The sequence below is a fragment of the Sorangium sp. So ce448 genome (assembly GCF_051520915.1).
In the GTDB taxonomy this organism is placed as follows: domain Bacteria; phylum Myxococcota_A; class Polyangia; order Polyangiales; family Polyangiaceae; genus Sorangium; species Sorangium cellulosum_B.
The window spans coordinates 12185397-12208275 of record NZ_CP150343.1; the positions used below are offsets into that span (position 1 = coordinate 12185397).

Consider the following 22879-nt stretch of genomic DNA (forward strand, 5'->3'; position numbering starts at 1 on the left):
TCGCGACGACCCCGCGCGCCCGCTCGCCCGCGCTGCGGCGCGCGCTTCGCGCCGGCGCGTGGCCGGGGGAGGCCGCCCGGCGGGCGGGCGCACGGCCTGTTGGGCTTTCGCGGTGGCAGGTGGGGGTGCCGCCGGAGAGGTGCCCGCTGCGCCGACTCCGGGAGGCCACACGGGGTAGGGCTGCGCCGCGGTGGTGCCTTCGCACCATGAGGCGGTGCCTGGCTGCGTCATGGTAGAGGCGTGGCACCGGCAAGAGGCGCGGAAGGACACGATCCTCTCAGCGCTCAACTTGCCCAAGGCGGCGGCCAGCGGACCCAGCGAGCCCGGCGAAAACCGCTAGCTCCCCAGGTTTCCAGCGCGTATCACCCATCGAGCCGCGATGCGAATCGACGAGATCCGGTTGCTCAACTTCCGCGCCTTCGAGCGGTTCGCGCTGCATCTGGACCCGCGGCTCACGGTGCTCGTCGGCCGCAACGGGACGGGAAAGACGACCGTGCTCGAAGGGCTCGCAGTGGCGCTGGGCGCGTGGCTGAGCTTCTTCAACGCGAGCCGGGACGACCGCCCGATCCCGAAGTCGGCAGCGCGCTTTGTTACCACGATGCACGGCGGCGTCCCGAGCACGGCGACGTGCTACCCGGTGCGCGTCGAAGCGAGCGGTGAAACCCCGCTGGGCCACGTGGCGTGGGCGAGGGAGCTTCGCGGCGCAGACAGCCGCACGACGACGGGCGTCACCAAGTCCGGTCGGGAAGGTCCGCTGGAGGCGACCCGGTTCATGCCTCGTGGCATTGAGGATGCGATATCGGGCGCCGAGCCCATCGCGCTCCCGGTGCTCGCCTACTACGGAACAGGTCGGCTGTGGCACCACAAGCGGGACAGGAACCCCGAGAGGGCGGGCTTGAAGTCCAGGCTTCAAGGCTACCGGGCCGCGCTCGAGGCCGCGTCCGACCAGAAGGGGTTCGAGGCCTGGATGGCCTGGCGCGAGGAGGATCGCGTCCAGCGCCTCGCGCGGGCCGCGGAGGAAGGGCGCCCGCTCTCCGAGGTGCGAAGCCCCGAGCTGGAGGGGGTGAGCGCGGCGGCCTGCGCCTGCCTCGAGGGCGCTCGCCGGATCTATTACAGCGCCAACCACCAGGAATTGCGCGTCGACTTCCTGGATGGCTCCTCCCTCCCCTTCGGGGCTCTCTCCGATGGCCAGCGGAACCTCATCGCGGTGGCGGCAGACATCGCGTGGCGCGCGACGCAGCTCAACCCGCAGCTCGGCGCCGAAGCACCGGCGAGGGCCACGGGCGTCGTTCTCATCGACGAGGTGGATCTCCACCTCCACCCCGCGTGGCAATGGCACGTGCTCGACGATCTCCTTCGCGCGTTCCCCGGCATCCAGTTCGTCGTGACAACGCACTCGCCTCAGGTGATGTCCGCGGCCCCGCGCGGATCGGTGCGTCTCCTCGACCCGGATCACCAGGCGCACCGGGTCGAGAGGATCGCGGGAAAGGACACCAACACCATCCTGGAGGACATCCTCGGTGCCCCGTCGCGCCTGAAGGAGACGCAGGACAAGCTCGACGAACTCGCGCGGTTGATCGATGACGGCCAGCTCGAGGCAGCGAAGGCGCTGCTGGCGGAGCTATCGAGCCTCCTCGGCGAGGACGACGCTCAGATCGTCACCGCGCGGTGGGAGATCTCCATGGCGGAGACCGGAAATGCGCCGGATTGAGAAGGCCCGCGAGCCCGCGAGCCTGGCCGACCTCCGGGGCACCCCGGGCGCAGCCTGGAGCTCGGTGCATGGAACACAGCGGCAGCAGATGCGGGAGCACGCGTTCAAGGAGCAGCATGGGCTCTGCGCGTACTGCATGTCCCCGCTGCCCGGACCGCCGAGCGCCGAGGGCATGAAGATCGAGCACTTCGAGACCCGCGCGCTGTCGCCGGAGCTGGTCTTCGACTGGGACAATCTGCTCGGGGTCTGTCTGGGCGACGTGGGCATCCGCGAGGGCGGAGGAGAGCACCGCAAGCGCTATCACTGCGACACCTACCGCGGACATCTCCCGAGAGAGGAGCAGCGGATCGAGCTGAACCCCGCGGCATTCCCGCCCGACGTCGGTTCGATGTTCTCGTATACGAACCAGGGGGAGATGCGACCCGCCGAGGGCCTGGAGCCCGCGATGCGCGCCAGCGTCGAAGCGCAGATCGAGCGTCTGAACCTCAACATCGCTCGTCTTCGACGGAACCGGCGGGATGTGATCGGCGCCCTCCGTTCTCAATTCCAGAAGAAGGCGCCGCGGGCCGCACGCGTGAAGGAGCTGCTGACGCTTGCGTCGACTCCGGATGGGGCCGGTCTCTTGCCGCCCTACTGCCAGGCTGCTGCCTACTACCTGGAAAAGAAGCTTCGGCAGCTCGGCTGAAGCGGCGCATGCGGATCGACCTTGTCGAACGCGCGCCGCGCCTTCGGCTCACGCAGTAGTCCCTCCACCGAGCCGCTTGCCCGCAGCTACGTCGCCAAGGTGAGCCGAGCCTACAGAAGTCGATCTCCCTCCAGCGCGGCGAGCACCTCGCCGCTCCGCGTGCCGGTCGCCCTGATCTCGGCGGCGCGGCCGGGCGCGGCCGGGTCCTCGGGGGCGGCGAGGTGGATCAGGAGCGCGTCGCCCCCGAGCGCCTCCACGAACGGCTCGCCCCACTCCACGACGACGAGCGCACCCTCCGCGCGGCGCTCGCGCAGGCCGAGCTGGGCGAGCTCCGCGGCCGCGCCGTCGCGCGCGCCCTCCGCGGAGGACGCGCCCCCGAGGCGGTAGGCGTCGGCGTGCGCGATGGGGACCCGGCCCTCGTGCTCGTGGACCAGCGTGAACGTCGGGCTTGTGATCGGGAGCGCCGGCGGGACGCCGAGCGCCCGGCAGAGGGCCCGGGCGAAGAACGTCTTCCCGGCGCCGAGATCGCCGGCGAGGACGACCAGATCGCCGCCCGCGAGGCGCGCGGCGAGCGCCCGTGCCAGGCGGATGGTGCTGCGGCGGCTCGGCAGCTCGATGCGCATGCGTCAGAACCGGGCCCCGGCGCCGAGCGTCGCGCCGACCAGCAACAGGGAGCCGCCCCCCGTGGGAACCCACCGGAGGTTGCCGAGCTGGGCCTCGAGCTGCACCGAGGGGCTCAGCGCGAGCGCGACGTCGAGCGACGCCCCGAGCACGGGGTGGACCTCGAGATCACCGTGGTAGGTCGTGAGATCGGGGCCCACGGCGCCGGGGTTGGACCTGAAGAACGCGCCCGCGCGGAGCGACGGCCCGAGGTGGAGCGGGAACGCGCGCCAGGCCCCGTCGTGCGGCGTCAGGCTCGGCGTCAGCAGCAGGCGCGCGCCGCCCTCGATCCAGCCGGCGAAGGGGCCGGCCAGGTTGCCGCCGCCGCCGGCGAACAGCTCGAGGCCGCGGTCGCCGGGCGCATAGGCCACGCGCGCCTCCCCGACCAGCGAGGCCGCGCTGCCGCTCGCGCCCGGGAGGCGCGCCGCCGCGACGGCCAGCCCGAGCGACGCGGACAGGGCGACCCGGCGCCCGCCCGAGTACGCCGGCCAGACGCGCTCCTGCCCGAGGGGATACGCCATCAGCACCTCCTTCGCGGGCGGCGCGGGCGGCGGCGCGGGCACCGGGGGCAGCACGATCGCCCCTCCCGCGGACGGAGGCGGGGGCGCGCTCGCCGGAGCGGAGCGCGCGGCGCGCTCCCAGGGGAGCTCGCCGGCGCCGACGCCCTCCGGGCGGAGCAGGACCGCCAGCATCTCCTGCGTCTGCTGGGCCGATCGATCCCGGTCGACCTCCCTGGCGACCGACTCGACCCGGCCCGTCGAGGCGAGGTACGCGGTGAGCTCGATCCGGGTGGTCGTGACCGCGGGATCGACGGTGCCGGTCAGGACCCAGTCCGCGCCCGTCCGCGCGCCCACCACGCGGTACTCGTCCGCGCTGTCGGCGACGCCGTCGGCGACGTCCTTGAGCGCGGCCGCCACCGCGCCGTCCGGCGCCGCGGTGTGGCCGAGGGCGGCGAGCCCGCGCGCGACCTCGGCCTGGGCGGCGCTCCGGGCGGCCTCATCGGTGCCCCCTCGCGCCGGCAGGAGCGCCACCCGATCGGCGAGCGCGGCAGGGGCGATCGCCAGGAGCGCGGCGGCGGCGGTACAGGAGAGGGCTCGGCGGATCATGCGGCGCCATGGTACGCCCGCCGGCAGGCCGGAGCAGCCCCGGGGCGACGCGCCGGCACGGTCTCCACGCGCGGCCTCGCCCGTCGTGCGCTGCGCTGGCCGGGCGCCGGCCACGTGAGCCGCGTCATTCACCGCGCTTTCGCCCCGCTCATCGCGCCTTCCCGCTCTCGCGGTAGCCGATCACCCGCGGCAGCACGCGCCGCCCGCCGAAGCCGCCCGCCGCCGTCGTCCAGAGCTCCGCCGTCGCGGTGCTCATGGCGCTCGCCGCGGCGAGGCGCCGCGCCTTCACCTCCGCCGGGTCCTCGGTGCCCGTCTTCGGCAGCCGCTGCACGCCGGCCCAGGCGAGCACGCCGGCGTCGCGCCCGAGCGCCGCCCAGAAGCTCGGCGGCGACGGATGGGTGGCGAGCCACGCCGCGAGCGCGGCCGCCGCGCCCGAGGCAGACGCCGCCCTGGGATCGCCCGCGCCCGGCGGAGGCTGCGCGCCGGAGGGCGCCGCGAGGAGCGGGAAGAGCCCCGCCGTCGCGACGAGCGATCCCGGCGGCGGCGCGATGGCCGTCTCGAAGGCGAGCGCGATGGTCACCGAGCGGGGAGCGGCGCGGAGCGCCTGGTCCGCGCAGCGCGCGTCGCCGGCGAGGACCATTCCGCGGATGGCCGGCGGCCGGAGAGCGCGTGCGTCGAAGGTCCCGTCGCAGGGGAGCGCGAGCGCGATGCCATGCTCGGACAGCGACGCGGCCCCGGCGGCGCCCGCCGTCGCGGCCCCGGTGGCGCCCGCCGTCGCGGCCCCGGCGGCGCCCGCCGTCGCGGCCCCGGTAGCGCCCGGCGGCGCGGCCTCCGCGTCCTTCCGGACATCGGCGTCGCCGCCCACGAGCGCCACCGGCTTCGCGCCCCGCTCCGCGAGCGCGGCGGCGAGCACCTCGATGCTCCTCGCGGGCTCCTCGCCCACGACGAAGACGAACGCGCCGTCCAGCGCCGCCGGCTCCGGCGGGTGGACGAGCAGCACCGGGATCGCGTGCGTCCGCGCGAACTTTGCCGCCTCGGTCGCCTGCTCCCGATCGGAGCCGGCGATGAGCACCGCGGCACCCTCGGCGGTGAGGCTGTTCAGCGCCTCGTCCACGCTGCCCTCGCCGCCGTCGTCGCGGCTCACGAGCCGCGCGTCGGAGCCCGGACGGAGCAGCCCGAGCCCGTGCGCCACGCCGGCGGCGATCTCGACGCCCCGGCGACGCGACGCGGCCGTGCGTGTCGACAGCAGCAGGCCGACCGTGGGCGGCTCGACGCGCGCGGCCCCCGCGCCGGCCGCGAGCTCGAAGATCGCGTCGCGCTGGGTGCCGAGCGCCGCGTCGGCCCGATCGAGCAGCTCCTTCGCGAGCGCCACGTCGCGGCGCTCGCGGGCGACGATCGCCAGGCGCTCGGCGACAAGCGAGCGCAGGTCGACCTCCGGGCTCACGACCTCTCCGGTCGCCCGCCCGGCGCGGAGCGCCCAGACGAGGTGATCGATCGGCACCTCGCGCAGCTGCGCCCCGATCTGCGCCCGGACGGCGGCGCGCCGGTCGTCGTCCGCCTCGCGCAGCCAGACGCTCATCAGCTCGATCGCCTGCGTCCACGCGCCCGCCTCCATCGCGGCGGCGGTGACCTCCTCGTTGAGGAGCGCGCGCACGTACGGGTCGATCATCTTGCTCACCAGCGGGCGCAGCACCCCGAAGGCCGGCCTCGGCTTGCCGGCTCGCCGGAGCGCCGCGCCGCGGATCACGCGCGCGAGATCGCCGACCGCGCTCCGCCCCGCCGCCTCGACCTCGGCCGCGAGCGCCTCGGCGCGGCGCAGGTCCCCGCGCTCCAGGGCGATCCACGCGAGGTGGACGGTCGCGACGCGCGCGAGGTCGTCGGAGGCGTGGCGCCCCCGGAAGGCGAGGAGCTCCGGCTCGAGCGCGATGCGCTCCGCGTGCGCGCCGTTCGCGAAGCGCGAGAGGAGGGGGCGCAGCTCGGCCTGGGCCGCGGGCGACCCGGCCAGCGCCGGGCTCACCGGCGCTCCGCCGTCCTGCGCGCCGCAGCCGGCGCCGGCGGCCGCGGCGGCGAGCGCGAGCAGGGCCGCGGCCGCGATCGCGGCCACGCGGGCGTGACGTGGCCGACGTCGCCGGGCGGCGCATCGGCGCGGGTGAGCCGCCCCGCCGCCGCTCGACGCGCCAAAGGCAGCGGAAAACCGGCCGGAACTGTTGACTGCGTTCACCTTGACGTCACCCGGGGCATCCCATACACCCGCCGCGCCCGCCTTCCATCGAGGTCAGCGTGTCCGAGGCAACCCCCGCGAGATCGCTCTTTCACGAGAGCCGCCGGTCCTTTCTCCTGCGCAAGCTGCATTCTCTCACCGGCGCCCTCCCCGTGGGCGGTTTCCTGCTCTTCCACTTCTGGACGAACGCGAAGGCGCTCCAGGGGCAGGAGCGGTTCGACGCGGCCGTCGGCGAGATCTCGCACATGCCGTACCTGCCCGTGCTCGAGATCGGGCTCGTCGTGCTGCCGCTCGCGTTCCACGCCCTCTACGGGGTCAAGCTGGTGCTCGAGGGCAAGCCGAACGTCGGCAGCTACACGTTCTCGCGCAACTGGATGTACACGCTGCAGCGGGTCACGGGGGTGCTCGCCTTCGCGTTCATCGGCTTCCACCTCTGGTCGTACTGGGCCCAGAAGTGGCTGGGCCGGATGGCGCCCGAGGAGTTCTACCCGCGGCTGTGCGCCGACATGGCGTCGACCGTCGGCGGCGTCCCGGTGATCGCGCTCGTCTACCTCTTCGGCATCGCGGCGAGCGTGTTCCACTTCGCCAACGGCCTCTGGGGCTTCTGCTTCTCGTGGGGGATCACCGTCTCGCGCCGCGCGCAGCGGATGGCCGCGGTGGTCTTCGGCGCCGTGGGCCTCGTGGTCTTCCTGTTCGGCGCCAACACGGTGATCTATTTCGCCACCGGCGCGCCGTTCCCCGGGACGCCGGGCCCGTCCGCGGAGGGGGGCCGCACCTGCGCGGACATCGCGTCGTCGTCGACCGGTTCCACCGGCGCCCCCGCGCGCGCGGCTGTCGGCGCCGGCGCCGGCGCCGGCGTGGGCGCGCCGGCCTCGCACTGACCATCGTATCGGCCGCGCCCTTCCGGGGAGCGGCGCGGGAGCATCGGGATCGAACATGGCCGCGAAGAGCACGACGAGGAGCGAGGGGGGGAAGGTTCGGCGCGTGATCGTCGTCGGGGGCGGGCTCGCCGGCCTGATGACGGTGATCAAGCTGTGCGAGGCGAAGGTCCCTGTCGACCTGATCTCCCTCGTGCCGGTGAAGCGCTCGCACTCGGTGTGCGCGCAGGGCGGCATCAACGCCTCGGTGAACACGAAGGGCGAGGGCGACAGCCCCCAGGTGCACCTCGAGGAGACGGCGTACGGCGGCGATTTCCTCGCGAACCAGCCGCCGGTCAAGGGGATGGCCGAGGCCGCGCCGGGCATCGTCAACATGCTCGATCGCATGGGCGTGCCGTTCAACCGGACGCCGGAGGGCCTGCTCGACTTCCGCCGCTTCGGCGGCACGCTCTACCACCGCACGGCGTTCGCGGGCGCGACGACGGGGCAGCAGCTGCTCTACGCGCTCGACGAGCAGGTGCGGCGGTTCGAGCTCGCCGACGTGACCGACGAGCACGGCGTGGCGATCCCGGGCGAGAAGATGGTCCGGAAGTTCGAGTTCTGGGACTTCCTCGAGGCGATCCTCGACGACTCCGGCACGTGCGTGGGCTGCGTCGCGCAGGACCTGAAATCGATGCAGATCCGCGCCTTCACGGGCGACGCGGTCGTGCTCGCGACGGGCGGCTGCGGCATCGTCTTCGGCCGCTCCACGCTGAGCGTCATCTGCACGGGGACGGCGGCGTCGGCGGTCTACCAGCAGGGCGCGGTGTACGCGAACGGCGAGTTCATCCAGGTGCACCCGACGGCGATCCCTGGCGCCGACAAGCTGCGGCTCATCTCGGAGAGCGCGCGCGGCGAGGGCGGCCGCGTCTGGGTGCCGAAGGACAAGACCGACGCGCGGAGCCCGCGGGACATCCCCGAGAAGGAGCGCGACTACCTGCTCGAGCGGATGTACCCCGGCTACGGCAACCTCGTCCCCCGCGACATCGCCGCGCGCGCGATCTTCAAGACGTGCTTCCACGAGGGGCGCGGCATCTGGAGCCCCGCGACGGGCCGGAACGAGAACGAGGTCTACCTCGACCTGACCCACAAGGACGAGAAGTTCCTCCGGTCGAAGCTCGCGGGCATCCTCGAGATCTACGAGAAGTTCGCCGGCACCGACCCGTACAAGAACCCGATGAAGGTCTTCCCGGCGGTCCATTATTCGATGGGCGGCCTGTGGGTCGACTACGAGGCGGACGCGCGGGGCTCGCTCAAGGCCGGGTCGCCGCGCAACCACGCGACGAGCATCCCGGGCCTCTACGCGGTGGGCGAGGTGGACTACCAGTACCACGGGGCCAACCGGCTCGGCGCCAACTCGCTGCTCTCGTGCATCTACGCCGGCATGGTGTGCGGGCCGGCGGTGGCGACCTATCAGCGGAGCATCAGGCGGAGCGCGCTCGACCTGCCGCGCTCGATCTTCGACAAGGCCGAGAAGCGCGCGGAGTCGAGCTACCAGCGCATCCTGACGCAGAACCAGGACGCGAAGCAGCCGGAGAACGCGTACCGGCTGCACCAGGAGCTCGGCGAGACGATGCTGCGCGACTGCACGATCGAGCGCGACAACGCCACGCTCGACCGGGTGCTCGAGAAGCTCGGCGAGCTCGAGGAGCGTGCGGAGCGGATCAAGTGCACCGACACGGCCCCGCGGGTGAACCAGGGGGCGCAGTTCGTGCGCCACCTCGAGAACATGCTGGTGCTCGCGCGGGTCATCGCGCAGGGCGCGAGGAACCGCGACGAGTCGCGCGGGGCGCACTACAAGCCGGAGTTCCCGGCGCGGAACGACGCCGCGTGGATGCGCACGACGCTGGCGCGCCACGAGGAGAAGGGCGCGGTGAAGTTCGTCCGCGAGTTCGACTACGCGTGCGCCGGCCAGTCGATCCACGTGACGGACGCGGTGGACACGTCGCTCGTGACGCCGCGGGAGCGCAAGTACGAGCAGGCGGGCGCGGCGAGCGCGGCGAGCGCGGCGAGCGCGCAAGCGACAGGGAAGCTGTCGCAGAAGAGCGTGTAGGATGGCCAAGGCGAGCGGAGACGAGGCGAACGGGGTGGCGGCGCCGGCGCAGCCGAAGGGCGAGGGCCGGCTTGTGCACCTGCGCGTGCGGCGGCAGGACACCGTGGATCGGACGGAGTCGCGGCGCTGGGAGGAGTTCAAGGTCCCCTACCTGCCGCAGATGAACGTGATCAGCGCGCTGCAGCAGATCCAGAAGGATCCGCGGACCGTGGACGGCAAGGAGGTGGCTCCTGTCGTCTGGGAGGCGGTGTGTCTGGAGGAGGTGTGCGGCTCGTGCACGATGGTGATCAACGGTCGGGTCCGACAGGCCTGCTCGGCGCTCATCGACCAGCTCGCGCCGAAGGGCGAGGTGATCACGCTCGAGCCGATGTCCAAGTTCCCGCTCGTGCGCGACCTGCTCGTCGACCGGAGCCGGATGTTCGAGGACATGAAGCGCGTGCGGGCGTGGATTGACATCGACGGCACGCACGAGCTCGGCCCGGGCCCGCGCGAGTCGCCGGAGCGGCAGCAGGAGCGATATCCGCTCTCCCGCTGCATGACGTGCGGCTGCTGCGTCGAGGCGTGCCCGCAGTACAGCGACGGGACGAAGTTCGTCGGCGCCTTCGCCATCAACCTGGTGCGGCTCTACAACATGCACCCTTCGGGGGCGATGCACGAGGGCGAGCGCCTCGAGTCGGTGATGAGCGAGGGTGGGATCACCGATTGCGGCAAGTCGCAGAACTGCGTCGAGGTGTGCCCGAAGGAGATCCCGCTCGTCGACTCGCTCGCGGCCGTCTCCCGCGACACGACGAAGCGCATGCTGTTCGGCTGGCTGCTGAAGTAGCGAGGCCCGCACGTCGACCGGCCGGTGTGCCCTGGGCGCCCGGGACGGCCTCCGGCGGCGCACTTGCGGCACCAGCGGCGGCTCCCGGCGCAGCGCTCGGCTATACTGGGCCCAGGATGGATCCCGCGCATATCCGAGCTTTCGCCGAGCGGAGTCGAGCGGAGGTCGAGCAGCGCAAGCTCGACCACTGGAGTCGCACGTACCGCGAGCATGGCTTCCAGGCGACGCTCCAGGCTGGCCATGCGCTGTACGAGCACGCGCGACGCGTGCGTCCCGATTTCCCTACAGAGCGGGAGCGCGCCGAGGATCTTGCCCATCACGTCGAGTTGAAACGTCTTCTCGAACAGGCGGCAGGTGCATTCGCCGTTCGTTGAGCTCCTCGGGGCGCTCGCTGACGTCTTCTCTCAGCTCAGCGCGGGGTGGTACCTGTTCGGAGCGCAAGCGGCGCTGCTTCACGGCGCGGCGAGGCTCACTGCCGACGTCGATGTCACCGTGGACCTCCAGGGGAGGGACCCCGACGTCCTGGCCAAGGCGCTCTCGGCGGCTGGTTTCCAGATGCGGGTCGAGGACATTGGGTTCACGCATCGGACGCGCGTGCTCCCCGTACTCCACCTCGCGACGGGCATCGCCGCGGATATCGTCCTCGCTGGGCCGGGCCTTGAAGAGCTATTCCTGCAGCGCGCACAGCCGCATGACATCGACGGCATCCGCGTTCCCGTCGCCTGTGCCGAGGATATGATCGTGATGAAGATCCTCGCTGGCCGACCGAAGGACGTCGAGGACGTGGTCGCGATCGTTGCAGCTCGCAAGGAGCTGAAGCTCGATCTCGTCCGGAGCACGCTGCGCATGCTGGAAGAGGCGCTAGATCGCAACGATCTGCTTCGGGAGCTCGCCCGCGCCGTGGCGCGCGTCCAGGGTGCTGGGGAGGGGACCGAGCGACCATCGCCAGGTCGGAGCGGCGCGAAGAAGAGACGGCAGCCAAGGAGACGCTGAGCGCAGTGCGTGTCCTCGCGCGGCCCAGCGGTGCTGGCGAGGGACATGCCCGCTGGAGCGAAACCAGAGCGGCGATGAGATCTAAGGAAACAGCGACCCCGTCCCGAGCCCGAGTCCGTTCCCGAGCCCCATCTGCAGCGCGTCCGGCGCGCGCGGCCGTGCCAGCTTGTCCATGCGCATCCCGAGGACGTGCGTGATCAGCGTGCAGGCCTGGTGCGCCCGCGCCGTCGCCTCGCACCCCATCCAGGCGCCGAGCGACTCCCGCTCGCCGTCCTCGGCGTAGCGGATCACCGCGCCGCCCTCGGCGACCGTGATCCAGGCGTTCGCCTGGCGCGGCAGCGAGGCGTGCAGCACGCCGACCTGGCCCAGCGGATCGTCGTTCGGGCCCATGACCCGGCCGTCCGGCTCGAGCAGCGCCACCGGCTCGGCCTCCAGGCCGAACAGGCGCCCGCCGCGATCGACGCTGAGCTGGTGCTCGCCGTTCACGAGGATCTTGCCGTCCGGCATGACGTCGATCGTGAGGTCGGCGAGCGCCCAGCGCGCGCGGGGGATGTCGAGCAGCGCGCCGCCGCGCACCCAGTTGGCGGGGGGCGTCGCGGCGCACGCCGCGAGCAGCGAGAGCGGTACGACGAGAGCGAGGCGTCGCATGCGCCCAGCATACCGCAACGACGCGCGGCGCGTGGGCCGGCGCGGGCCAGGGCGGCCCTGCTCGTTCTGGAGGATGGATGGAAGCGCGGCGCGTGGGGCGGCGGGCCAGGGCGGCCTTACACCTTCTCGATACCGGTCGTGCCGAGCAGCCCCGTCGGCTTCACAAGGAGCACCCCGATCAGCACGGCGAACACAAGGACGTCCTGCAAGCCGGAGTAGGGCGTGAGCTTCGTCATCTCTCCGATGACCCCGATCAACATGCCCCCGAGCATGGCGCCCGTGATGTTGCCGATGCCGCCGATGACCGCCGCCACGAACGCGCGGTTGCCGATCACGACGCCCATCGTCGGGTACACCTGCGACTGATCGAGGCAGTACAGCACCGCGCCGACCGCCGCGAGCATCGAGCCCGTGAGGAAGGTGAGCGCGATGATGCGGCTCGTGCGGACGCCCATCAGCCGGGCGGCCTCGACGTTCACGCTGAGCGCGCGCATCGCCTTGCCCGTCCAGGTGCGTCGCACGAGCAGCTCCAGGCCGATCATCACGAGGATCGAGGTGACGAAGATCACCTGCCGCGTGTGCTCGATCGGCAGGAGCTGCGGATAACCGCGGTAACGGGCGGTGAAGAGGAGCTGCGCCAGGTTCTGGAGGAGCACGCTCATCCCGAGCGCCGTGACCAGCGGCGTGATCCGGGTGTTCGCGAGGCCCCGCCCCCGCGAGCGGAGCGGCGCGTAAGCCACCTTCTCGACGACGACCCCGAGGACGCCCGCGAAGGCCATCGCGCAGAGGGTGCCGGCCACGCCCGCGAACAGCGGCGCGCTGCTGCCACCGAACGCCGCGATCCCGAAGAGCCCGGCGAAGGCGCCCATCATGAAGATCTCGCTATGAGCGAAGTTGATGAGCTTGAGGATGCCGTAAACCATCGTGTAGCCGAGGGCGACCAGCGCGATCATCGACCCCTGGGCGAGCCCTGTGATCAGGGCATTCACGATCTTCTCCATGGAGACCTCTTTAACGCACGTTCCGCGCGTCCCGCGCGCTCCTCACGTCCGAGCCAGCGCGCGGGAACGACCGCTATTACTTCGCAGCCTTCTCGTTGACCGTCGCGTAGTAGGTAAACTGCTTGTCCTTGATCCGGACGATCACGACCGGCTTGTCCGCGTTGCGCTCGGCATCGATGGTGATGACGCCCGTCGCGCCCTGGAACCCCTTGGTGTCCTGGATGGCCGCCCGGATGTCGTCCGGCGTCATCGCCTTGGCGCGGCCCATCGCGTCGGCCAGCAGCCTGGCCGCGTCATAGCCCTGCGCCGCGATGCTCGACGGCGTGCGGTTGTACCGGTCCTTGTACTTCTGCACGAAGGCCTGGGAGTTGGGCCAGGGGACGTCCGGCGCGTAGTGGTTCGTGAAGTACGCGCCGTCGAGCTCCTCGGCGGCGTCGCGCAGGAGCTCGTTCGCGTCCCACCCGTCGCTGCCGACGAACATGCTCCCTGGTACGCCCGCGGCCTTCGCCTGCCGCGCGACCGGAGCCATGCTCGTGTAATAGATCGGCGCGTAGATCATCTCGGGGTTCGCCGACTTGAGCTCGTTGATGTACGTCGTGAAGTTGGTCTCCTTCTTGAGGAAGCTCTTCTCCATGACGATCTCGCCGCCCAGGCGCTTCACCTCGTCGCGGAACTCCTTGGCGAGGCCCGACGAGTAGAGGTCGTCGGAGGCGAAGAAGAGCCCCACCTTCTTCTTGCCGAGCGTGTTCACGATGAACTGCGCGCCCATCTGGCCCTGCACGTCGTCCGTGAAGCAGGCGCGGAACACGAACGGGCCGACCTTCGTCACGTCCGGGTTCGTGGAGGACGGCGAGATCATCGGCACCTTCTTCTTGTTGGCGACGATGCCGCCGGCGCGCGACCGCGACGAGGCGACCTCGCCGAGGAGGGCCAGCACGTGATCCCGATCGATGAGCTGCAGGACCTTGTTGGTCGCCTCCTCGGGCTTCGACTTGTTGTCCTCGTAGAGGACGTGGATCGGCTTGCCCTTGACCCCACCGGCCTTGTTGATCTCGTCGATCGCGAGATCGATACCCTCCTTCGAGTCGACGCCGAACGCCGTCTCCTCCCCCGAGAGGCTGAAGTAAGCGCCGACCTTCCACTCGGCGTCGTCCTTGGCGTGCTCAGCCGCGTTGCCGGCCGGCGTCTCACTCTTCTTGTCGCAACCGAGCGTCATCGCGCTGAGCGCGAGCGCCCCGGCGATCATCTTCACCAAACCCCGTCGTCCGAGCATGTCGTCGTCCTCCCTGTGGCCGGGCTGCCTCGCGTGGGGTCGCCCGCGGTGGCCATGGCCGCCCACGGAGCGGCTCAGAGCGCGTGTACTCGTCGCGTCTACCATTGTCTACGCGGCACGTCAGCACCGTCGGGCCGCTGCGTGGTCGGCGTGGAGCATCTTAAGTGTTCGACTTTCCACGGATTCCGGCGACCGAGCCCGGCGTCGTGGCGCGCGGCGTCGGGCGCCGCGGCCAGCCAACGCGGTGCGCATGGCGGCTAGCCGATGCGGCGGCTGGTCAACGGGGTGCACATGGCGGCTGGCCGACACGGCGGCTGGTCAACGCGGCGGCTGATCAACGGCGGCTAGCCGGTGCGGCGTGCGTGGACGAAGTGCTCGACGTTCCCCTTCGGCCCTCGCACCGCGCTGTCGACCTGGCCGACGACCGAGAAGCCCGCGGCCTCGATGGCCTGGCGCCCGTCGGCGATCGCCGCGAGGCGGGTCGCCTCGTCGCGGATCACGCCGCGGCCGCGGGCGGCGGCCTCGCGGCCCGCCTCGAACTGCGGCTTGATCAGCGCCACGAGATCACCCGAGGGGCGGAGCAGGCGGGCGATCGCGTCGATGAGGCGGGAGATGCTGATGAACGACGCGTCGACGACGACGAGATCGATGGGGACGTCGAAGTCCTCTCGCTGGAGCTCGCGGGCGTTGACCCGATCGCGCACCTCGACGCGCGCATCGGCGCGGAGCTTGGCCGCGAGCTGGCCGTAGCCGACGTCGACGGCGAAGACACGCGCCGCGCCGCGCTGGAGCAGGCAGTCGGTGAAGCCGCCGGTCGAGGCGCCCACGTCGACGCACGTCTTCCCGGCGACGTCGAGGCCGTGCGCCGCGAAGGCCTCGAGCGCGTGCTCGAGCTTCTCGCCGCCGCGCGAGACGAACCGGGGGCCGGAGGCGACGTGGACCTCGGCGTCCTCCGGGAGCAGCGTGCCCGGCTTGTCGATGCGGCGCGGCCCCGAGGTGACCTTGCCGGCCATGATCAGCGCCTGCGCCTCGGTCCGCGAGCCGGCGAGCCTCCGGGCGACGAGCAGGGCGTCGGCGCGCACGCGGGTCATGGCGCCTCCGTCCTCGGCAGGGGCGCGGCGAGGCCTGCGCCGCCGGGGGAGGGAGGGACGCCCGCGTCCTCGGAGAGCGCCAGCGCCTCGCCGTGGAGCGCCCGCGCGACGGAAGCGAGGCCGTCGCCGATGCGGGGGCCCGGGCGCAGCGCGACATCGGTGTTCAGCGGGCGCAGGCGCCCCTCGCGCACGGCGCGCAGAGACCTCCAGCCGGGCGCGTCCCTGAGCGCCGCCATCCTGGAGGCGCCCTGCGCGTCGGCGTCGCTGGACGTGCCGTCGAGCAGGACATCGGGATCCAGCGCGAGCAGCTGCTCGACGCTGATCGACGGGTAGGCGCCGCCGCGGGCGATCACGTTCTCGCCGCCGGCCAGCCGGATGAGCTCATCGGGGAAGCTGCCGGGGCCCGCGACGAAGAGGGGCGAGGTGTCGAACAGCAGGGCGGCGCGGACGCGCGGGGCGCCTTTCGCGGCGACGGCCTGCTCGACCGCGCGGCGCCGGGCGCGGATCCGGCCGATCGCCTGCTCCGCGCCGGGCGACGCGTCGAGCCGCCGCCCGAGCTCCGTGAGCATGTCCTCGATCTGCGCGAGCGACTCGGTGTCGGGGAAACACGTCGCGATCCCGTGCGCGCGCAGCGACTCGTCGAGCGCGGGCCCCGCGGGGCCGCGGGCGCCGACGACGAGGGTCGGCGAGAGCGCGATGATCGCCTCGATGCTCGGATCGGCGTAGCCGCCGACGCTCGGCAGGCCGAGCACCTCGGGCGGGTGGTCGCAGTAGCGGGACCGGCCGACGAGCGTCGCGCCGGCGCCGATCGCGCAGACCGCCTCCGTGGTGCTGGGCGACAGGGAGACGACGCGCGCACCCGCTGCGCGCGCCGGGGCGGTGCGCTCGCACGCCGCGAGCCCGAGCGCCGCGAGCCCGGCGAGCGCGGCCCGCCGCGAGAGCGCGCGGCCCGGCGCGCCTGGCAGGAGCGCAGGCCCCGCGGCGCCCGGCAGGAGCGCCGCGCCGGCGGCGCTCCGCGTGGAGGAGCGCCGCTCGTCAGCCAAGCCGCTCCCGGGTGCGCCGCCGCCGCAGGCTCGCGAGAGCGCCCAGGCTCGCGGCCCCGAGCACCCAGGGGACCGGCTGCGTCGGATCAGGCCGCGGGCTCGCGCTGCAGGACCCGCCCGACGCATCGTCTGCGGGAGGCTCGGGGACCTTCGCGCAGAAGCCGGGCTCGCCGTTGCAGCTGTAGCCGTCGGGGCACGCCGCGGCCTCGTTGCAGGGCCGCGTGCAGTAGTGGTCGAGGCATGCGTTCGCAGGGCACTGCTCCGGCTGTTCGCACGTCGCGCCGACCTCCGCCGAGTACGCGGGATCGGTGGGGTAGCCGGTCGCCCAGGGGGGCTCCTTGTATCCTCCGGCACGGGCGGCGCGCACGGTCGTCTCTTTAATCCATTCCGCCCAGCGGTACACGTAGCCGTAGATCGGATACTCGCAGCCCTCGGCCCCGCGCGAGGTCACGCCGATCACGCGGTGCATCAGGTCGAGGCTGGGTCCGCCCGAGTCTCCCTCGCAGATGCCGGTGTCCCCGACCCACTCGGTCGCCTTCACCAGGGACGACGGGCAGCCGTCAGCCACGCAGTCGATGAACAGCCTGTCGCGGCGCCGCCGCAGGCCCGCGCCCGTGCTCGCGTCGTTCGTCGCCCCGAAGCCGACCGCGTAGTACTCCTCGCCCTCCACGAGGGGCACGTCGACGCGCGGCACGAGCGGCACCGCCTCGCTCTCCGGGATCGGCTCGTCCAGGATCAGGATCGCCTGATCGTTGCCGCAGAACGCGTCCGTCCCCTCGCCGGGGAGCAGCACGACCTCGCTGCCGGCGTAAAAACGCGCGTACCTGCCGATCTCCGCGTCGGTCGTCACGAAGATCCGGCCCGCGAGGTGCGTGTCCGTGAACTTCGTGGATCGACAGGTGATCTGGCCGTCGCGCTCATTCGCCATGTCCGACACGCAATGACGGGCCGTGAGCACCACGTTCGGGGCGATCAGGCTGCCGGTGCAGATCGCGCCGATCTCGTCGTTGTAGATGCCCACGACAGCCCTGTCGCCGTCGTCGAGATATCCGTCCTGAATGGCATCCCGCGCCTCACCGATCTCGTCAGGAGGCGCCTCCAGGGCCGAGCTGCACGCTGTCGCAGCGAGTCCCATGGCGAGAATCCAGGTGACTCTGGGCAAGCAAAACGACATCGAAAGCCTCCAGATACTGCAATGGCTGCGCGCGCCGCGGGGTGCCGCAAGGAGCAAAAGATTCTAGAGGCGAAGTTGCGTTCGTGCACGCGCGGCATGTGCGATGACCGCGCGATGACCGACTCGGCGCGTTGCTCTCCCCACACGGGGGAGAGCTCTTGCAGGATCGTCCGGTGCGTCGCCGCCATGGCGGCGCCAGGGGCGCGGCGGCCGCTCCCCCCTGAAATTCCGCGGGAACGCGCGCGGCCCAGGTGTTGCGGGCGGCGGGGCCGTGATCGATCCCGTCCTGCTCTTCGGCCTCGCGCTCGCCGCGGGCGCGCCGCTCGCCCTCTCTCCGCTGGCCACGGCGCTCGGCGCCGCGCTCGCCGCGGCGGCGCTCCGCCGCCGGGCCGGCCGCGCCGCGCTCGCCGCCGCCGGGGTGGCGCTCGTCGTGAGCGGCCTCCGCGCCCGCGCGCTGCTCGACGACGCCGGCGCCGCCTACGACGGCGCCGTGGCGCTGCTGCAGCCGCCGGCGCGCTGCGAGGTGACGTGCGCCGTCGTCGGCTCGCCGGTCGTGGTCGGGGCGGCGCAGCAGCGCTCCGCGGCGGCGCGTGGCGAGGACGAGCCGCCGGCCTCGCGCATCGACGTGGAGCTCTCCGGCGGGACGTGCGGCGGGCGAGCGCTGCCGGGGCCGCTCCGGGCGCGGCTCTACGGCGCGCCGCTGGACCTCGCCCGGGGCGACCGGCTCGAGGTCACCGTGGACCTCGCGCCGATCCACCTGTTCCGGAACGAGGGGCTCCGGAACGCGACCGCCGCGATCGCGCGGAGCGGGATCGTCGCGAGCGGGACGATCATCGAGGCGCGGCGGACGTCGGAGGGGCGCGCGATCGACGTGCGCGCGGCCGTCGACCGCGCGCGGGCCTTCGTGCGCGGGCGCATCGAGGCGACGTTCCACCCCGACGCGGTGGCGCTCGGGCGCGCGCTCGTGCTCGGCGAGACCGACCTCGCGCCCGAGGACCAGGAGGCGTTCCGCGAGAGCGGCCTCGCGCACCTGCTCGCGGTCTCGGGGACGCACCTCGTGCTCGCGGTGGCGGGCTTCGCCGCGGCGCTCCGCGCGATCCTCGTCCGCGTCGGGCCGATCGCCGCCCGGTGGGACGCGGGCCGGATCACCGCGGCGCTGTGCGTGCCGGCCGCGTGGCTGTACGCCGACTTCGCCGGCGGCGGCGGCTCGGCGATGCGCGCCGCGGCGATGCTCAGCTGCGCGATGGGCGCCCGCCTCCTCGGCCTCCGTCCGGTGGGCGTCCGCTGCTTCGCCCTGTCGCTCGCGGGCGCCGCCGCCGTGGATCCGCTCGTCGCGTGGGATCTCTCGTTCGGCCTGTCCGCGGCCGCCACCGCCGGGCTGCTCTGGCTGCAGCGGCCGCTCGCCGCGCTGATCGTGCCCGGCGAGGGGGAGCGCGGCGTCGAGCGCGGGCGCGGCGCCGAGGGCGGGCCGGGCGCGTCGCCGCTACGGGAGCTCGCGCGCAAGGTCCTCGCGCCGCTCGCGACGACGCTCGCCGCCATGTTCGGGTGCGCGCCGCTGCTGCTGATGAACGGGGAGACGTTCCCGCTGCTCGGCGTGGCGGCGAACGTGGTCGCCGCGCCGATCGGCGAGCTCGCGGCGCTGCCGTTCTGCCTCGCGCACGCCGTGCTCTCGTGGGCGCCGCCGGTCGAGCGCGGGTGCGCGCTCGTCGGGTCGGGCGCGCTGCTCGCGGTCCGCGCCGTGGCCCGCGCCTCGGCGGACACCGGCGTGGTGCTGCGCCTGCCCGAGCCGTCGCCCGCCCAGCTGGCCGCGCTGGCCGGCGCGATCGCGCTCGCGTGGGCCGCGGAGCGCCGCGGCCGGCGGCTCGCCGCGCTCGCGGCCGGCGCCGGCGCGTGGCTGCTGCTCGAGGGCGTCGCCACGCGCGCGGGCGCCCCGCGCGGCGTGCTGCGCGTCAACGTCCTCGACGTGGGGCAGGGCGACGCCATCCTGATCGACCTCCCCGAGGGCGGCGCGATGCTCGTCGACGCGGGCGGCTTCGTTGGCAGCCCCGTCGACACGGGCGCGCGTGTGCTCCGGCCGCTCCTGCGGTCGCGCCGCCGCGCGCGCCTCGACGCGGTCGTCCTCTCGCACCCGCACCCCGATCACTTCGGCGGCCTGCCGGCCACGGTGGAGGGCGTCGAGGTCGGCGAGCTCTGGGACACAGGCCAGGGCGAGGCCGAGGGCGCGGGCCCGGTCTACCGGAAGCTCCTGTCGGACCTGCGCCGGCGCGGCGTGCCCATCGTGCGGCCCGACGCGCTCTGCGGCAGGCCGCGGGTCCTCTCGGGGGCGACGATCGAGGTGCTCGCGCCGTGTCCGGAGCTCCACCCCGACCGGGGTGCCAACGACAACTCGTTCGTCGTGCGCATCACCTACGGGGCTCGATCCGCGCTGCTCGTGGGCGACGCGGAGCACGAGGCCGAGGACGCGCTCGTGGCGCGCTACGGCGCCGCGCTCCACGCCGATCTGCTCAAGGTGGGGCACCACGGCAGCCGGACGTCGACCGGCGCGGCGCTCCTCGCGGCCGTCGACCCCTCGATCGCCGCCGTTTCCTGCGGCGTCCGCAACCGCTTCGGGCACCCGAGCCCGGAGGTGCTCTCCCGCCTCTCGGCCGGCGGCGTCGCGATCGCGCGCACGGACCGCGGCGGCGCGCTGACCTGGGAGACCGACGGCGAGCGCGTCCTCTGGTCCCGCCCGGGCGAGCCGCCGCGCCCGGCCCCCGCTCCCCGCGACGGGAGGACCGCCGCCGGACACGTCCCGGAGAACGGTGGGCCGTGAGCTGGAAAAAATCCCCGCTCCGGACGGCTGTCAGCTGGCCTCCCATCCTTGCGCCTGGACGTCCCCTGAGCGACGCTGGGTCGATGTCTCGTAGCGCGATGACGACCACGATCCGCCGCCGCCTGGCGGGCGAGATCGGTCGTATCGACAAGCAGGCGCCCTTCCGCGTCGCGCTGTCTTACCCCTCGCCGTACCGGGCCGGAATGAGCTCGCTCGGCTTCCTCCAGATCTACAAGACCATCCAGGCCGAGCCCGGGATGGCGTGTGAGCGGGCCTTCCTGCCGGACGACGAGGGTCAGGGCACGGACGGCCCCCCGATCACGTACGAGGGGCTCCGCCCCATCTCCGATTTCCCTGTCATCGCGCTCTCGGTGGCCTACGAGCTCGAGCTCGCCGGGGTCGTCCGCCTGCTCGAGCTGGCGGGGATACCGCCGCTCCGGGAGGAGCGCTCCTTTCGCGATCCGTTCGTCCTCGCGGGCGGTCCGCTCACGTTCTCGAACCCGCTGCCGCTCGCTGTGTTCGCCGACGCGATCATCATGGGCGAGGCCGACACCTTGGCCGTGGAGGTGCTCCGCGTGCTGCGGGACGCCTCGTCGCGGGAGGCGGCGCTCGACGCGCTGGCGGCGCTCCCCCACGTCTTCGTCCCCGCACGCCACGGCGCGGAGATGCCCCCGGTCGCGCAGTGCGACAACGCGCTCCTTCCCGCCTGGTCGCCGATCCGCGCCGAGGAGACCGAGCTCTCGAACATGTTCCTCATCGAGGCGGAGCGGGGCTGCTCGCGCGGGTGCACCTACTGCGTGATGCGCCGCTCGACCAACGGCGGCATGCGCATCGTCCCGAAGGAGCGCCTCCTCGAGCTCATCCCCGAGGACGCGAGGCGCGTCGGCCTCGTCGGCGCCGCGGTCAGCGATCACCCGAAGATCGTCGAGGTCGTCCGGACGCTCGCCGAGCGGGGCTGCGAGGTCGGGCTGAGCAGCCTCCGGCCGGACCGGCTGACCGACGAGTTCGTCGGCGCGCTGCGGCTCGCGGGCTACAAGACGCTCACGACGGCGATGGACGGCACGAGCGAGCGGGTCCGCGAGACGCTCGAGCGGCGCGCGCGGCCCAGGCACCTCCAGCGGGCCGCGGAGCTCGCGCGGCAGCACGGGATGAATCGGCTCAAGCTGTACCTGATGGTGGGCGTGCCCGGCGAGACCGACGCCGACGTCGACGAGTGCGTCTCCTTCGTCACGGAGCTGTCCCGGATCGTGCCGGTCGCGCTCGGGATCGCGCCGTTTTGCCCGAAGCGGAACACGCCGCTCCACGGCGAGCGCTTCGCCGGGATCGACGTCGTGAACAAGCGACTCGACCGGCTCCGCCGCGGGCTGCGGGGCCGCGCGGACGTGCGGGCCACGAGCGCGCGCTGGGCGTGGGTCGAGGCGGTGCTCGCCGCCGGCGGCGAGGCCGAGGGGCACGCCGTGCTGCAGGCCGTGCACGCGGGCGGCTCGTTCCGGGACTACGAGCGCGCGTTCGAGAAGATCAAGCGGCCGGAGCCGCCGCGCCGGCAAAGCCTGCCGCTGCTCGCGGCGGGGTGAGCTGGGCGGCTGCCAGGCCCGGAGGGTGCCACGTGATGATGAAGACGCTGACCCTCTTCACGCGCGAGCGCTGCCACCTCTGCGAGGAGGCCCACGCCGCGCTCGAGCGCGTGCGCGCCCGGCTGCCCTTCGAGCTCGCCGTCGTCGACCTCGACCGGGAGGCCGGCCCGGAGAAGCGAGCGCTGTACGACTGGGAGGTCCCCGTGGTCGAGCTCGATGGGCGGAAGATCATGAAGTACCGCGTCGACGAGCGGCGGCTCGAGCGGCTGCTCTCCGGCCCGGAGTGAAGCACCGCGTCGACGAGCGGGGGCGGGGCGTTTCGGCCCGCTTTCGCCCTGCGCCGCGCTACGCTATGCGAACCCCCGTGAAGTGGACGACCATCGCGCAGCTCGCCTTCATCCTCGTCGCTGCCGTCGCCGTCTACGGCTTCGTGCACGCCGCGCAGAATGACCAGCGCACCACCGGCTGTGAGGCCATCTGCGCCCTGCGCCCCGCGTACGCCGGCCGGAACCGGCTCGCGCCGGACTTCGAGCTGCCGGACATGAACGGCAAGCCCGTCCGGCTGTCGTCCTTCCGGGGCAAGACGGTCTTCCTAAACTTCTGGACCAAGACCTGCGCTCCGTGCCTGCAGGAGATGCCGGCGCTCGCGGAGCTCGGCAGGATCGCCCAGTCGCGGAAGGACATCGTCGTCCTCACCGTCTCGACCGACGAGGGGCCGGACGACGTGCGCGACGCGCTCAAGGTGGCCCTGAACGGAGACCCGCCGTTCCCGGTCCTCTTCGACCCGGAGTCGAAGGTCGTGATGGACCAGTACGGCACGCAGCTCTACCCGGAGACGTGGATCATCGATCCGAACGGGATCATCCGGGCCCGCTTCGACGGCGCGCGGGACTGGTCGAGCAGCCTGGCCATCGAGGTGGGCGAGATGGTCTCGCGCTGGGGCAGCTGCCCGGCCGATATCTACAAGAGCAAGCCGCGCGCCGGGTCCGTCGACGTCTGCACCGACGATTCCTGAGCGGACTTCCCGCGCCGGGGCGATCAGGCCAGGCATACGGGGAATGGGGCGCGCTGGCCGCTTGGCGCACCCGCGAAAG

Annotated in this window: 20 protein-coding genes; 11 read left to right on the forward strand and 9 right to left on the reverse strand. The window is 73.0% G+C overall.

Annotated features, from left to right (window positions below; translation table 11 throughout):
- Positions 1–379 precede the first annotated feature (379 nt).
- Positions 380–1711 carry an AAA family ATPase gene (locus WMF45_RS45785; protein WP_437713108.1) on the forward strand — a complete coding sequence of 444 codons (1332 nt, stop codon included), beginning with the start codon at positions 380–382 and terminating at the stop codon, positions 1709–1711.
- The gene (locus WMF45_RS45790; protein WP_437713109.1) at positions 1698–2396 is read left to right on the forward strand and encodes a retron system putative HNH endonuclease; all 699 of its coding nucleotides are present in this window, start codon (positions 1698–1700) and stop codon (positions 2394–2396) included. The genes WMF45_RS45785 and WMF45_RS45790 overlap by 14 nt, the downstream gene beginning before the upstream one ends.
- A gap of 110 nt (positions 2397–2506) precedes the next feature.
- On the opposite strand, the gene tsaE is transcribed toward WMF45_RS45790, so the two are convergent.
- The 3 genes from tsaE to WMF45_RS45805 form a co-directional block, all read right to left on the reverse strand.
- The gene (gene tsaE / locus WMF45_RS45795) at positions 2507–3019 is read right to left on the reverse strand and encodes a tRNA (adenosine(37)-N6)-threonylcarbamoyltransferase complex ATPase subunit type 1 TsaE (RefSeq protein WP_437713110.1); all 513 of its coding nucleotides are present in this window, start codon (positions 3017–3019) and stop codon (positions 2507–2509) included.
- Positions 3020–3022: 3 nt separating this feature from the next.
- Positions 3023–4162, reverse strand: coding sequence for a hypothetical protein (locus WMF45_RS45800; protein WP_437713111.1), 1140 nt, complete (start codon positions 4160–4162; stop codon positions 3023–3025).
- A 148-nt stretch (positions 4163–4310) separates the two neighbouring features.
- A complete protein-coding gene (locus tag WMF45_RS45805) occupies positions 4311–6266 on the reverse strand; it encodes a hypothetical protein (RefSeq protein ID WP_437713112.1) in 1956 nt (651 codons plus the stop codon).
- A gap of 176 nt (positions 6267–6442) precedes the next feature.
- On the opposite strand from WMF45_RS45805, the gene WMF45_RS45810 reads away from it, so the two are divergent.
- The 5 genes from WMF45_RS45810 (at position 6443) to WMF45_RS45830 (ending at position 11169) form a co-directional block, all read left to right on the forward strand.
- The gene (locus WMF45_RS45810) at positions 6443–7264 is read left to right on the forward strand and encodes a succinate dehydrogenase (protein WP_437528377.1); all 822 of its coding nucleotides are present in this window, start codon (positions 6443–6445) and stop codon (positions 7262–7264) included.
- A gap of 55 nt (positions 7265–7319) precedes the next feature.
- A complete protein-coding gene (sdhA, locus tag WMF45_RS45815; protein WP_437713113.1) occupies positions 7320–9353 on the forward strand; it encodes a succinate dehydrogenase flavoprotein subunit in 2034 nt (677 codons plus the stop codon).
- A gap of 1 nt (position 9354) precedes the next feature.
- Positions 9355–10176, forward strand: coding sequence for a succinate dehydrogenase iron-sulfur subunit (gene sdhB / locus WMF45_RS45820; RefSeq protein ID WP_437713114.1), 822 nt, complete (start codon positions 9355–9357; stop codon positions 10174–10176).
- A gap of 116 nt (positions 10177–10292) precedes the next feature.
- Positions 10293–10550, forward strand: a complete 258-nt coding sequence (locus tag WMF45_RS45825) for a hypothetical protein (protein ID WP_437713115.1) — start codon at positions 10293–10295, stop codon at positions 10548–10550.
- On the forward strand, positions 10531–11169 hold the full coding sequence (locus tag WMF45_RS45830) for a nucleotidyltransferase (RefSeq protein ID WP_437713116.1): 639 nt from the start codon (positions 10531–10533) through the stop codon (positions 11167–11169). The genes WMF45_RS45825 and WMF45_RS45830 overlap by 20 nt, the downstream gene beginning before the upstream one ends.
- A gap of 81 nt (positions 11170–11250) precedes the next feature.
- Here the strand turns inward: WMF45_RS45830 and WMF45_RS45835 are convergent, their stop codons facing one another.
- From WMF45_RS45835 to WMF45_RS45860, 6 genes are all read right to left on the reverse strand, one after another.
- Entirely contained in the window at positions 11251–11817 is a 567-nt protein-coding gene (locus WMF45_RS45835; RefSeq protein WP_437713117.1) for a hypothetical protein, read from the reverse strand.
- Between the two features lie 116 nt (positions 11818–11933).
- A complete protein-coding gene (locus tag WMF45_RS45840) occupies positions 11934–12818 on the reverse strand; it encodes a branched-chain amino acid ABC transporter permease (RefSeq protein WP_437713118.1) in 885 nt (294 codons plus the stop codon).
- A 76-nt stretch (positions 12819–12894) separates the two neighbouring features.
- Positions 12895–14091 (reverse strand): ABC transporter substrate-binding protein, encoded by a 1197-nt coding sequence (locus tag WMF45_RS45845; RefSeq protein ID WP_437713119.1) that lies wholly within the window; start codon positions 14089–14091, stop codon positions 12895–12897.
- Positions 14092–14435: 344 nt separating this feature from the next.
- Positions 14436–15182: a TlyA family RNA methyltransferase gene (locus WMF45_RS45850; protein ID WP_437713120.1), complete on the reverse strand. Its 747-nt coding sequence runs from the start codon at positions 15180–15182 to the stop codon at positions 14436–14438.
- Positions 15179–16225 carry an ABC transporter substrate-binding protein gene (locus tag WMF45_RS45855; protein WP_437713121.1) on the reverse strand — a complete coding sequence of 349 codons (1047 nt, stop codon included), beginning with the start codon at positions 16223–16225 and terminating at the stop codon, positions 15179–15181. The genes WMF45_RS45850 and WMF45_RS45855 overlap by 4 nt, the downstream gene beginning before the upstream one ends.
- The gene (locus WMF45_RS45860; protein WP_437713122.1) at positions 16218–17360 is read right to left on the reverse strand and encodes a trypsin-like serine peptidase; all 1143 of its coding nucleotides are present in this window, start codon (positions 17358–17360) and stop codon (positions 16218–16220) included. The genes WMF45_RS45855 and WMF45_RS45860 overlap by 8 nt, the downstream gene beginning before the upstream one ends.
- Positions 17361–17670: 310 nt before the next feature.
- Here WMF45_RS45860 and WMF45_RS45865 point away from each other — a divergent pair, with 310 nt between their 5' ends.
- The 4 genes from WMF45_RS45865 to WMF45_RS45880 all read left to right on the forward strand — a co-directional run bounded on the left by WMF45_RS45865 (position 17671) and on the right by WMF45_RS45880 (position 22800).
- Positions 17671–20211, forward strand: coding sequence for a DNA internalization-related competence protein ComEC/Rec2 (locus tag WMF45_RS45865; RefSeq protein WP_437713123.1), 2541 nt, complete (start codon positions 17671–17673; stop codon positions 20209–20211).
- A 98-nt stretch (positions 20212–20309) separates the two neighbouring features.
- Positions 20310–21785 carry a B12-binding domain-containing radical SAM protein gene (locus WMF45_RS45870; RefSeq protein ID WP_437713124.1) on the forward strand — a complete coding sequence of 492 codons (1476 nt, stop codon included), beginning with the start codon at positions 20310–20312 and terminating at the stop codon, positions 21783–21785.
- A 35-nt stretch (positions 21786–21820) separates the two neighbouring features.
- Positions 21821–22072 carry a glutaredoxin family protein gene (locus WMF45_RS45875; RefSeq protein WP_437713125.1) on the forward strand — a complete coding sequence of 84 codons (252 nt, stop codon included), beginning with the start codon at positions 21821–21823 and terminating at the stop codon, positions 22070–22072.
- 77 nt (positions 22073–22149) lie between these two features.
- Positions 22150–22800, forward strand: coding sequence for a TlpA family protein disulfide reductase (locus WMF45_RS45880; protein ID WP_437713126.1), 651 nt, complete (start codon positions 22150–22152; stop codon positions 22798–22800).
- Positions 22801–22879: the final 79 nt, after the last annotated feature.